We start from the raw sequence: 10,774 nt of genomic DNA, 5'->3' as shown, positions 1-10,774 counted from the left end.
TTAGGTTCGACGGCAGAGTCCATGGGCGCCAACGCAAGCGGTCGCTTACCGGTCAGGATCTCAAGCGACCGATCGATTACCTGTACCGGTCGTTCGGCACTGTAGCGAAGTGCAAAGTTCTGGAATGGCCCTTTGCGTCACGGACGAAACGGTGTTCTGGACCATGGGCAGGCCTTCTTCAAGCGCCAGCAGGGAGGGCGAATCACTTCTTTTGGTCCTTCAGTGTCCGTAGCGCAATACCCGCCACCCGGGTTCCCAGTGCTCCTCAAAGTGCGTGATAGACGGGCAATAGTTCACTTTGACCTGATGCTGTTGCAACATTCTGATCATTGCTCTCGCCGCAAATAAAGAAGGAGACAAGGGGTGGCCGTTGGATCGCAATGCCCAAGACATCGCGCGCGGTATGTGGATATGCGGCAGTCTTGACCTCGCCATCCGCATCCGGCATTTGTGCAGGTGAGCCTGCCGTGAATCTCGTTGAAGGTGCGTGGATAAGCTTTGAGCGCCGACTGGCGAGCTGCTCAGGCCTGACCTCGATGGAGTCACATTTCATGGCGCCGTGTTCTCGGCGCCAGATACCTGGTCGACAAATGCCAGCAGCGAAGCGGTGGGCTGTTTGTCGCGATGCACGACCAGGTGAGATTGTCGGAGCTGCCGCGGCAAGGTCGTGGCGATGCGGCACAGGCGGCCGGCCTCCAAAGCGTCGCTCACGACCCACGACGAAAGGCAGGCCACGCCCATACCCGCCTCGGCCGCATGTTTGATCGCCTCCGAACTTCCCAGCTCGATGCTTCGACGGTAGGAGCGCAAGTGGGGCAGCAGACTTTGGTCGGTGGCCTCGCGCGTTCCCGAGCCCAACTCACGCACCAGCCAGACCCCTTCACGCAGTGTCCGCATTGGCACCCGCTCGCCGGCCAGGCTCATTCGTGCCCACGCGCTGTCGGGCGATGTAACGACCACCATCTCGTCCTGGTGCCATGGCGTGACGGCCAGCGCCGCTTGGTGGCAAGGCCCTTCGATCAGGCCCACGTCCAGTTCAAACGCAGCGACCGCGTCACAGATGGCCGCCGTGTTTCCGATCACGACCTTTGAGCGCCAGGCACTGGCATGGCCCGGTTGCGCTGCGACAAAACGGGCCAGCAGCCTGGGCAGCACATAGTTGCCGATGGTGGTGCTGGCGCCGATGCGCAGCGACTGCGCCTGGGCGCTGCCATCGCGGGACATCAACTCGATGCCGGCGGCACCGTCCAGCAGCGCCAGGGCCCGCGGCAGTAACGCACGGCCGTTGTCGTTGAGCAGCAGGCGCTTGCCCGCGCGGTCGAACAGGCGCAGCGACAGCAGCCGCTCAAGTTCATTCACGGCCGAGCTGGTGGCCGACTGCGACAGCGCGATCTCGGCGCTGGCTGCCGTGGTAGTGCCGCTGCGCGCAACCGCCACGAAGATCTGCAGCTGTCGCAGCGTGAGGCGAAGGGTATTCATGGCGGATTTGTTTGCAAAGCGATCAGATGGGTACATCTTAGCGATACAACCCGTTTGACGGGTCATCTATGAAGCCGGAAGCTTCGTCCTCATGAACTTCAACCGGAGGCAAGCAGCATGACCATCAACGTACTTCCTGAGCCACGCACATCGGCCTCTGCATCGGCTTTCGCACGCATGCTCCCCGGCCTGGCCCTGAGCGGCGCCTTGGCTGCCACCGGTATCGCGCTGGGCCGCATCGCCTGGCTGCAGGACCATGGCTTCAGTGCGCTGACGCTGGCCATCGTGCTGGGCATGATCGTGGGCAACACGGTTTACCCGTGGGCCCCGCGCTGGGCGGTAGCCAGCGGCGCCGGCGTCAACTTCTCCAAGCAGAACCTGCTTCGCCTGGGCGTGGTGCTGTACGGCCTGCGGCTCACCGTGCAGGACATTGACCATGTTGGCATAGCTGGTGTCGCCATCGACGCGATGATATTGGGCTCGACCTTCGCACTGGCCTGCCTCATCGGCACGCGCTGGCTGGGCCTGGAGCGCAAGACGGCGATGCTGATCGGCGCTGGCAGTGCCATCTGCGGCGCTGCTGCGGTGATGGCCGCCGAGCCGGTGGTCAAGGCGCGCGCCGAGCAGGTCACGGTGGCGGTGGCCACGGTGGTGGTGTTCGGCACGCTGGCGATCTTCCTGTACCCGGCGCTGTTCGAGCTGAACCGGCACTGGGCGCTGATCCCCGGCGGCGCCAACGGGTTCGGCATCTACGTCGGATCGACCATCCACGAGGTGGCCCAGGTGGTGGCCGCAGCACGTTCGGTGGGCCCGGACGCAGCCAACTCGGCCGTCATCGCGAAGATGGTTCGAGTAATGATGCTGGCGCCGTTCCTGGTGATGCTGTCGGCTTGGCTGGCGCGCGACAGCACCCTGCAAGCCCTGGTGGAGGCAGAGCATGCTCACGCCAAGGGTCAACTCGCTGTGCCCTGGTTCGCCTTCGGCTTCGTCGCGGTTGTGTTGCTCAATTCGCTGCAATGGCTGCCGGCGTCGGTGGTGGCAGTGACGATCGAGATTGACACCGCGCTGCTGGCGATGGCGATGGCTGCGCTCGGCCTGGCCACGCACATCGGCGCCATTCGCAAGGCCGGGGCCAAGCCGCTGCTGCTGGCGTTGATCTTGTTCGGCTGGCTCATCGTCGGAGGCGCGCTCATCAACCGCTGGGTGCCGGCCCTGCTGGGCTGAAGCCTCGAATTCACGTCCCAGGGCCCTGACCCTAAATTTCTTTGCACGCTCTGGAATAGACCGCATGCCGACGCCGTCTGCTCTTTTGTCGGGACCTATCGGACCCTTCGTCCAGCACTCACCCCCCTTCACTTCACACCAACCCTTCATCGGAGCCCACAATGTTCAAGACTTTCGCTTTCGCCGCCACCGCCCTGACGCTCGCCTCCGGCAGCGCCTTCGCCGCCCCCAGCGACGACGCCCGCACGCACTTCCAGGCCATCGCCTCGGGCGACACCCAGATCGTCATGCGTGCCTATGCCGACCAGGCCCAGCTGAACTGGGTAGGCGGCCCACTCGACGGCACCTATGCCACCACCGATGCCATTCGCGGCACCTGGGAGAAGTTCGGCAAGGCCGTCGGCCCACTGAAGCTCACAGTCGGCCAGATTGAAGAATCGGCCAACCCCAAGGGCGCCACCGTCTCGGCCAACGTCGTCTTCGAAGGCAAGATGCCCATCAAGGTGCGCTACGTGCTGACGTTCCGTGAAGGCAAGATCGTCAGTGAAACCTGGCAGATCGACCCCAAGCTGGCGGTGGCTGCGGCTTACTGAACGGCACGCAGCGTGGCTACTCTCCACCAGACCCTAAAGGACAACCCCATGAAGCACCTTTCGACTCTGGCCGCGCTGCTGATCACAGCGGCTTCCTTCGCGGCACCACTCACCGGCGCTATGGCTGCCGACGCGCCGGCCAAGCTCGCCAACGGCGCGCTGGTCGACGCCAAGGGCATGACGCTCTACACCTTCGACAAGGACGTGGCAGGCAGCGGCAAGAGCACCTGCAACGGCGGCTGCGCCGCGCTGTGGCCGCCCGCGATGGCCGCCGCCAGCGACCAACCCGCCGGTGCATACACGATCGTCATGCGCGACGACGGTGCGCGCCAGTGGGCCTACAAGGGCAAGCCGGTCTACACCTACCAGGCCGACCAGAAGCCCGGCGACCGCGCCGGCGACAACTTCAAAGACGTCTGGCACATCATCAAGGAATGACATTTGCTGTCGACTTCCGTCCAGTCCCACAGGCCACGACCCCCCGATGCAAGACGACGCAAGCCTGCTGAGCTGGGTGCCGCGCCTGCGCCGCTATTCGCGCGCGCTGGTGAACAACCGTGACGACGCCGACGATCTGGTGCAGGACACGCTGGAGCGGGCCTGGGCCAAGTCGAACCTGTGGGGCGGCGTGGCCGACATGCGCGCCTGGCTCTTCAGCATCATGCACAACCTGCACGTCGATGGCGTGCGCCGTCCCAGGCTGCACACCGTGACCATGGACGACGACACGCCCGAAGTGCCGGTGGCGCCGACACAAACCGACAGGCTGGCTGTACTGGATCTGCAGGCTGCACTGGACTTGCTGCCCGTCGAGCAGAAGGAAGTGCTTCTTCTGGTGACGCTGGAAGACATGGCCTATGCCGATGTGGCGCAGGCCCTGGGTATCCCCATCGGCACCGTGATGTCGCGCCTGTCGCGAGGCCGTGAGCGCCTGCGCGGCCTGATGGAAGGCCGCGCAGAACCGGTGCGGCTGAAAGTCGTCAAATGAATATATTGCGAAGCAACCCATGAATACCGACCGTCCGCCACCGTCCATTCCCCCGGTCACCGAGGCCGACCTGCATGCGTTCGTTGATGGCCGCCTGCCCGCTGAGCGCCAGGTCGAGATCGCCGCTTATCTGGCCGCACGCCCTGAAAACGCGCAGCGCCTGGAGGCCTACCGGGCGCAGAAGCGCAAACTGCACGCCTTGCTCGATCCCGTGCTGGATGAACAGCCGCCGCAGCGCCTGCTGAAATCGGCGCGCCCGCGCGCCGTGCCGCAGACGCCTTGGTACCTCCAGCGCCTGGCCGCTGGGATCGCCATCGCCGTCATCAGCGGCGCGACTGGCTGGGGCTTGCGGGGCGGCCTGCCCGCGGGGGGCGACGATGCCGGCCGCATGGCCGCCGCGGCACCCGCCGAGCGCGGCCTGACGCTGGCGTCAGCGGGCGGCTTCGCGCAGCGCGCGGCGGTGGCTCACGCGGTATACAGTCCCGACGCGCGCCGCCCGGTCGAGGTGGACGCGGCGCACGAGGACCAGTTGGTGGCATGGCTGTCCAAGCGCATGGGCGCGCCGATGAAGCCGCCGCACCTGCAGGCCCAGGGCTACACGCTGGAAGGCGGGCGCCTGTTGCCGGGTGGCCAGGGGCCGGTTGCGCAGTTCATGTACCGCAACGAGCTCGGCAGCAAACTGACGCTGTACGTGTCCAACGATGTCGCCGACGTGGGCAGTGCCGCGGGGCCGGACAAGGCACTGCAGGCCGGCGTGAAGAACACAGACACGGCCTTCCGCTTCGCACGCGAAGGTGCGGTCAATGTCTTCTACTGGGTCGACGGTCCCTTCGGCTACGCCCTGTCGTCCGACGCCGACCGCAGCGTGCTGGCGCAGGTGTCGGCCGAGGTCTATCGGCAACTTGGCACCCCGCGCTGAAGGCCAGGGCGGCGTCGGCGCGACGCGCTGTCGGCTCGCGCCAGGGAATGAAACGGCCTGAGCCGCGCTCTTGACCTGAAGCAAGCGCTGGGCAGTGGTTCATCGGCGGCTGCCGGCTAACGACCCAAGCGATCACTCTCCACACCAACTCAGAAAGCACACATGACCACCCAACGCCGCGACATTCTCAAGTACACCCTGGCCGCCGCGGCAGCCAGCGCGCTGCCCGCAGCACATGCCCAGGCCCCGTCCGGCGCTTCAGCGGGAGCCGCAGCCACCGGCATCGACCCGCGCGACCGCGTCTTCATCACCAATGAAGACTCCAACACGCTGGTCGTCATCGATCCGAAGACGAACACCGTCGAGAGCACGATCAACCTGACCAGCTTCGACGAAGACCCGCGGCCTCCATTTCGCTACGTCACCGCCGGCGTGGCGCCGACACACGCGGCGATGATCCACAAGCCGCTGTACCACGGCTGCATCGACGCCCACGGCGCGGTGCCGTCGCCCGACGGCCGGCTGCTGGCCACCAGCGGGCGCGGCTCCAGCAACATTTATCTGATCGACGCCGAGCAGCGCCGCGTCATCGGCAACACACCCAACCCTGCGTCTGGGCCCACCACCAACCCCGAGCGCCTGAGTAGTGGCCTGCTGCTGGGCCGCGAACCGCACGAGCCCACTTTCACGCGCAACGGCCGCGAGCTGTGGGTCACGCTGCGCGGTGAAGACCGCATTGCCATCGTCGGCGTCGATCGTGCCGTTCGCCAGCTCAAGGGGGCCGACAGCCCGGGCTCCAGCGCGGTTCGCCAATACCTGCCCACACTGAGCGGCCCGGCGCAGGTGTGGTTCAACCGTGAGGGTACGTTGGCCTTTGTGGCCAGCCAGAAGGTGTCGAAGATCGACGTGTTCCGCGTCAACCCCGGCGCGGATGGCCACAGCCAACCGCAGCGGCTGACCACGCTGGACATCAGCGCACAGGACAAACCCGGCTTCACGCCCTTCATGAAGACCACACCCGACGGTGCCGAGGTGTGGTTCTCGCACAAGCTGGCTGATGCGGTGTCTTGCCGCTCGACGCAGGGTGGCTTCGACCTGATCGACACCGTGCCACTCGGCATGGGCGCTCGGCCCAACCACGTTGAGTTCGTGCGCAATGCGCGCGGCAGCGTGGTCTATGCCAGCCTGGCGCGCATCGACGATGGTGGCCCCGGCGGCGTGGCGTCGAGCCCGATCGCCATCATCGACCGCAGCGCTCCGGGCGGACAGCGCAAGGTGGTGGGCACCTTCTCCAGCCGTGGCCGCGAGTCGCACGGGTTGTGGACCAACCCCGAGAACACGCTGCTGTATGTGGCCCACGAACAGGACGAGCTGCCCGGCACGCCCAACGCGGGCCAGACCGTGTGCAGTGCATTTGATGTGAGCGACCCGCTGCGCCCGACCTTCATTGCGCAGATCCCCCTGGGCAATCTGACGCTGCCCTCTGGCGCGCTGCGCAACAAAAAGAGCATCAACCTCGTCTACGTGCGTGTGGGCGAGAAGGGCCAGACGGCATGAGCGGCGCGCACACCAGCCACGGCGCCAGCGCCGCGCACACCAGCGCATTCCAGCGGGATATGGACGAATCGATGGCCCGCATGATGCAGGCCATGCACAGCCCGGGCTACGCAGGCCAGGCCGACCAGGACTTTCTGGCGATGATGATTCCGCACCACGCCGGCGCTGTGGACATGGCGCGGCTGGTGTTGCAGCATGGGCGCGATCCTGTCACCCGGCAGTTGGCCGAGGAAATCATTGCCGGGCAGACGGTGGAGATCCAGAGCATGCAACGCCGACTGCACACCCTGCAGCAGCGCACAGCCAAAGGTGCGGAAGCGGAATTTCCGTCGCTGGGTGGGACGCGGGGGCCTTGATCGACAGCCCTAGGGAAAGTACCGATGAGCGCCACGGAATGAACCAAGCCACGCAGCGCTCTTGATCACCATGCTGTTCCAGTCTGCCGAGTCCCGCTATAACCAATGGGTGCGTGAGCACTACCGTTTTTTGCTGCGCAGTGCGTGGGCGCTCACTGGTTCGCGCGCCATTGCCGAAGACGTGGTGCAAGACTGTTTTGCCAACGCCTGGAAGCACCGGGAGCAACTGCGCGACGCTGCGCTGGCACGGGCTTGGCTCTTTCAGATCATGCGCCGCGCCGCCTTTCGCCAGGCCGCACCCAGCATGCAGTCGCTGGACGATGAAGAGCAGCCCGAGCAAGCGGCGCCCGACGCGGGGCTGGACGACAAACTCGATGTCGTCAAGGCGCTCGCGCGCCTGGCGCCCATCCACCGCGAGGTGCTGGTGCTGTTTTATTTCGACGACATGCCCACCGCCCAGATGGCCGAGGCGCTGGAGATCGCGCCCGGCACGGTGTTGTCGCGCCTAGCCCGTGCGCGCGACGCTTTGAAGCTGGCCATGGGGGTACCTGCGACACCCAAGGCCGATGTCAACGTTACCCCGTTTCGCAGGACCAAGACATGAGCCCCGATACCGACGCGCCTTTCCTGCCCGACAGCGAATTCGATTTGCGCGCGCGCGCCGAGTTGGCGATCGCCTTCGAGGCCAGCGACGCACCGGCACACCTGTACCGAAAGCCGCAGCCGCTGCTGGCGCGACGCGGCTTGCAGCGTTTTCTGGCGGCGCTTTTGCTGGCCGGTGGCACCAGCGGCGGGGTGCTCGCCGTGCGACCGCCAGCGATGGTGCGCGACGCGATCGACCACGAATACCACGAGCGCAGCTTGCGGGGCAGTTTCATGGAGCAGCGCCAGTTGCTCATGCACCTGGGCATGCGGGACGCCAACGTGGTGCCCGGGTTTCCCCAACTCATGCGGCCATGCGATATCGAAGGTCACCTCGCTTACCACCTCACCACGTTCTTCGAGAAGGGCGGCATGGTGACGGTGTATGCCTTTGACCAGCCTGTGGACCTGCGCGAGGCCAGCGGCTGGTGGAGCAACGTGCACTGGAAGGTGATCCGCTCGCGCGAGGGCAAGCCCTTGTTGCTGGTGGCCCAGAAAAAGAAGGCACTGGCGGTCGCGCAGACGGCACTGCAGGCACCTCCCGTGTCCGGGCCAGGCTGAGGCACCGCGTCCCTGTCAACGAATCAACCGCTCACCCCTTTCACCCCAACCGGCGCACGACGCCCAACCACCGGAGACCCCAGAAATGAACCAACAACCCACCTCGCTCCCCCGGCGCCACCTGCTGGCCGGCAGCGGCGCTGCTTTGGCTGCCGTTGGTCTGGCCAGCTTTGGCCGCACCGCAGCCGCTGCTGGTGAGACCGCGCCCGTCGCCGTGGCCGGTGCTGCCAAGCCTCTGCCAGCGTACGTGGGCTGGAAGGACCCGGCCAGCCTGATCGTGCACAGCAGCACCACCATTGAGACCAAGCGCAGTGTGTTCGGCACCAGCGTAATCACGCCGTCCGAGCAGCTCTACATCCGCAACAATCTGCCCGCGCCCGACGCCTCGATCCTGGGCAACCGCGATGCCTGGGAGATCAACATCGAGGGGGTGAAGAACCCGCGCAAACTCACGCTGGGCGACCTCAAGCGCATGGGCATCGAGACCACGGCGATGGTGTTGCAATGCTCTGGCAACGGACGCGGCTACTTCCCCAACAAGCCCAGTGGAACGCCTTGGCAAGTGGGCGCAGCAGGCTGTGTGGTGTGGAGCGGTGTGCCGGTGCGCTGGGTGGTGGATGCCCTGGGCGGCGTGGAGGCCGGCATGGCCTACCTCACCGGCACAGGCGGCGAAAAACTCCCCGATGGACTGGACCCCAAGAGCGTGATCGTGGAACGCTCGGTGCCTGCTGCCGCACTCGCCGATGCCCTGCTGGCCTGGGAAATGAACGGTGTGCCGATTTCGCTGGCCCACGGCGGCCCACTGCGCTTGATCGTGCCGGGTTACACGGGCGTGAACAACATCAAGTACGTCAAACGCCTGGCCTTCACCGCTCAGGAGACCGACGCACGCATCATGTCGCACGGCTACCGCATTTCACCGCCCGGCGCGAAGGGCGACCCGTCGCAGCCATCGGTGCAGGAAATGACGGTGAAGTCGTGGATCAACGGTCCCGGCACGGACGGCGCCCCGCTTAAAGCGGGTGACACACAGATCCATGGCGTGGCGTTTGGCGGCATGAACGCGGTGGCCAAGGTCGAGGTTTCTCTGGACGGCGGAAAAACCTGGCAGCTCGCGCGCATGGTGGGGCCCGACCTCGGCCGCTTTGCGTGGCGGCAGTTTGTTTTTGCGGCGCGCCTGCCGGCGGGCCAGTTCACCCTGGCGAGCCGAGCCACCGACACCGCAGGCAACGTGCAGCCCGAACAACGCATGGAAAACGCGGGCGGCTACAACAACACCAGCTGGGCCGACCACGCCGTGAAAGTGAGCGTGGCATGAAGCGCACAATCCAAAAACACGCGTTGGTCGCTGCCCTGTGGTCGTTGGCATTCACAGTGCTGCCCGTGCACGCCGCCGACGATGCCGCGCAACTTCAACAAGGCAAGGTGTTGTTCGGCCAAGGCGCGGTGCCTGCCTGCGCCCTGTGCCATGCGCTCAAGGACGCGGGAGCCGAAGGCGCCGTGGGCCCCAGCCTGGACGAGCTCAAGCCCGATGCCAAGCGCGTGGCCACCGCGCTGCGCAACGGCATTGGGCAGATGCCGTCCTACAACGGCAAACTCAGTGATGCGCAAATTGCCGCCCTGGCGGCCTACGTGGCCAAGGCTTCGGGTGGATCAAAGTGATGGCTGGTTGGCCACAGCGCTGCTGCGCCAACTGACAAAAAGGACGGGATCACCTGCAAACAGCGATCCCGACTGAGTGGCTGACCCAGGGCGGGTCAGCCACTCACCATCACTTGCCTGGTTTGATGTCGGGGACCACCATCCAGCCAGCCCCCATCATCACAACCGCCGGGAACTTCTCGCCGGCCTAAGTCTTGCCCAGCATGGCCTTGTGCTCGCGGTAAGCCATCAACGCTGGCGACACGCCCAGGTGATTGATCGCACCATGCTTGATGCTGCTGCAGTCTTGCTCGTCGAGCTTGCAGATCTCTGCACGCTGTTGTCAACTCTCTAGCAATGTCAACTGCGCGCCTGAAACCTGTCTCTGCGCATTACCACGATGCATGAATAGGAGTGATCGCAATCCGGCACGCCAAGGGCATTCACGTTGAAAACTCGAACGGCAGCAACCGCTGCCAAGCGGCACTCTGGTAGGCGGTCCCAAGACTGACTGCAGCCACTCAGGTTTTGCAGACCGATGGCAGCCGCCGCCGGAACCTGACATTCGCCATCCTGCGAGGCGAGCGTCCGCTGCACCTTCAGCACCGGCCATTCAACATCGACGTGCCGCTCAAGGTGCCGAGTTGATCTGCCCCCCCGCCAGCCGGAAGAGGCTGAAGTGAGTGAAGCCCATCGACTACCAGAAGAATGACGGAGATGAGACATGTCTGCGTTCGTGGCGGTTTGTGGTGAACGCGGGGCGCCGCTATGCCGCGAAAAGTCCTGAATCAATGGCCTGTGGCAGAACGCTTAA

13 protein-coding genes are annotated in these 10,774 nt (G+C 65.4%); 11 read left to right on the top strand and 2 right to left on the bottom strand.

The window, feature by feature from the left end:
• Positions 1-265: 265 nt before the first annotated feature.
• Both N4G42_RS06460 and N4G42_RS06455 read right to left on the bottom strand, forming a co-directional pair.
• A complete protein-coding gene (locus N4G42_RS06460; protein ID WP_143434382.1) occupies positions 266-553 on the bottom strand; it encodes a hypothetical protein in 288 nt (95 codons plus the stop codon).
• Positions 550-1,479, bottom strand: coding sequence for a LysR family transcriptional regulator (locus N4G42_RS06455; RefSeq protein ID WP_067513515.1), 930 nt, complete (start codon positions 1,477-1,479; stop codon positions 550-552). The genes N4G42_RS06460 and N4G42_RS06455 overlap by 4 nt, the downstream gene beginning before the upstream one ends.
• Positions 1,480-1,596: 117 nt before the next feature.
• On the opposite strand from N4G42_RS06455, the gene N4G42_RS06450 reads away from it, so the two are divergent.
• The 11 genes from N4G42_RS06450 (at position 1,597) to N4G42_RS06400 (ending at position 9,981) form a co-directional block, all read left to right on the top strand.
• Positions 1,597-2,703: a YeiH family protein gene (locus N4G42_RS06450; RefSeq protein WP_067513517.1), complete on the top strand. Its 1,107-nt coding sequence runs from the start codon at positions 1,597-1,599 to the stop codon at positions 2,701-2,703.
• Positions 2,704-2,864: 161 nt separating this feature from the next.
• A complete protein-coding gene (locus N4G42_RS06445; RefSeq protein ID WP_008904227.1) occupies positions 2,865-3,296 on the top strand; it encodes a nuclear transport factor 2 family protein in 432 nt (143 codons plus the stop codon).
• Positions 3,297-3,416: 120 nt separating this feature from the next.
• On the top strand, positions 3,417-3,734 hold the full coding sequence (locus N4G42_RS06440) for a hypothetical protein (protein ID WP_231624607.1): 318 nt from the start codon (positions 3,417-3,419) through the stop codon (positions 3,732-3,734).
• Positions 3,735-3,780: 46 nt separating this feature from the next.
• Complete coding sequence (locus N4G42_RS06435; protein WP_008904230.1) at positions 3,781-4,284, top strand: RNA polymerase sigma factor; 504 nt, start codon at positions 3,781-3,783, stop codon at positions 4,282-4,284.
• A 19-nt stretch (positions 4,285-4,303) separates the two neighbouring features.
• Entirely contained in the window at positions 4,304-5,203 is a 900-nt protein-coding gene (locus N4G42_RS06430) for an anti-sigma factor (protein WP_260666583.1), read from the top strand.
• Positions 5,204-5,365: 162 nt separating this feature from the next.
• Entirely contained in the window at positions 5,366-6,760 is a 1,395-nt protein-coding gene (locus tag N4G42_RS06425; protein ID WP_062405660.1) for a YncE family protein, read from the top strand.
• The gene (locus tag N4G42_RS06420; RefSeq protein ID WP_008904210.1) at positions 6,757-7,116 is read left to right on the top strand and encodes a DUF305 domain-containing protein; all 360 of its coding nucleotides are present in this window, start codon (positions 6,757-6,759) and stop codon (positions 7,114-7,116) included. The genes N4G42_RS06425 and N4G42_RS06420 overlap by 4 nt, the downstream gene beginning before the upstream one ends.
• 70 nt (positions 7,117-7,186) lie before the next feature.
• Positions 7,187-7,720: an RNA polymerase sigma factor gene (locus tag N4G42_RS06415; protein ID WP_050813810.1), complete on the top strand. Its 534-nt coding sequence runs from the start codon at positions 7,187-7,189 to the stop codon at positions 7,718-7,720.
• Positions 7,717-8,319 (top strand): hypothetical protein, encoded by a 603-nt coding sequence (locus N4G42_RS06410; RefSeq protein WP_008904212.1) that lies wholly within the window; start codon positions 7,717-7,719, stop codon positions 8,317-8,319. Before N4G42_RS06415 ends, N4G42_RS06410 begins: the two co-directional genes overlap by 4 nt.
• Positions 8,320-8,404: 85 nt before the next feature.
• A complete protein-coding gene (locus tag N4G42_RS06405) occupies positions 8,405-9,637 on the top strand; it encodes a sulfite oxidase (protein ID WP_062405656.1) in 1,233 nt (410 codons plus the stop codon).
• Positions 9,634-9,981, top strand: a complete 348-nt coding sequence (locus tag N4G42_RS06400; protein WP_008904214.1) for a c-type cytochrome — start codon at positions 9,634-9,636, stop codon at positions 9,979-9,981. The genes N4G42_RS06405 and N4G42_RS06400 overlap by 4 nt, the downstream gene beginning before the upstream one ends.
• Positions 9,982-10,774 lie beyond the last annotated feature (793 nt).

Origin of the sequence: Acidovorax sp. K2F (assembly GCF_025246485.1) — a bacterium.
Taxonomy (GTDB): domain Bacteria; phylum Pseudomonadota; class Gammaproteobacteria; order Burkholderiales; family Burkholderiaceae_C; genus Acidovorax; species Acidovorax delafieldii.
Note: the sequence above shows the minus strand (reverse complement) of the source record. Positions and strands in the feature narration are given on the sequence as shown.

Bases quoted from the DNA above. Each gene is read 5' to 3' on its own strand.
- N4G42_RS06460 (WP_143434382.1), bottom strand. From the start codon at position 553: ATGAAATGTGACTCCATCGAGGTCAGGCCTGAGCAGCTCGCCAGTCGG.
- N4G42_RS06455 (WP_067513515.1), bottom strand. From the start codon at position 1,479: ATGAATACCCTTCGCCTCACGCTGCGACAGCTGCAGATCTTCGTGGCG.
- N4G42_RS06450 (WP_067513517.1), top strand. From the start codon at position 1,597: ATGACCATCAACGTACTTCCTGAGCCACGCACATCGGCCTCTGCATCG.
- N4G42_RS06445 (WP_008904227.1), top strand. From the start codon at position 2,865: ATGTTCAAGACTTTCGCTTTCGCCGCCACCGCCCTGACGCTCGCCTCC.
- N4G42_RS06440 (WP_231624607.1), top strand. From the start codon at position 3,417: ATGGCTGCCGACGCGCCGGCCAAGCTCGCCAACGGCGCGCTGGTCGAC.
- N4G42_RS06435 (WP_008904230.1), top strand. From the start codon at position 3,781: ATGCAAGACGACGCAAGCCTGCTGAGCTGGGTGCCGCGCCTGCGCCGC.
- N4G42_RS06430 (WP_260666583.1), top strand. From the start codon at position 4,304: ATGAATACCGACCGTCCGCCACCGTCCATTCCCCCGGTCACCGAGGCC.
- N4G42_RS06425 (WP_062405660.1), top strand. From the start codon at position 5,366: ATGACCACCCAACGCCGCGACATTCTCAAGTACACCCTGGCCGCCGCG.
- N4G42_RS06420 (WP_008904210.1), top strand. From the start codon at position 6,757: ATGAGCGGCGCGCACACCAGCCACGGCGCCAGCGCCGCGCACACCAGC.
- N4G42_RS06415 (WP_050813810.1), top strand. From the start codon at position 7,187: ATGCTGTTCCAGTCTGCCGAGTCCCGCTATAACCAATGGGTGCGTGAG.
- N4G42_RS06410 (WP_008904212.1), top strand. From the start codon at position 7,717: ATGAGCCCCGATACCGACGCGCCTTTCCTGCCCGACAGCGAATTCGAT.
- N4G42_RS06405 (WP_062405656.1), top strand. From the start codon at position 8,405: ATGAACCAACAACCCACCTCGCTCCCCCGGCGCCACCTGCTGGCCGGC.
- N4G42_RS06400 (WP_008904214.1), top strand. From the start codon at position 9,634: ATGAAGCGCACAATCCAAAAACACGCGTTGGTCGCTGCCCTGTGGTCG.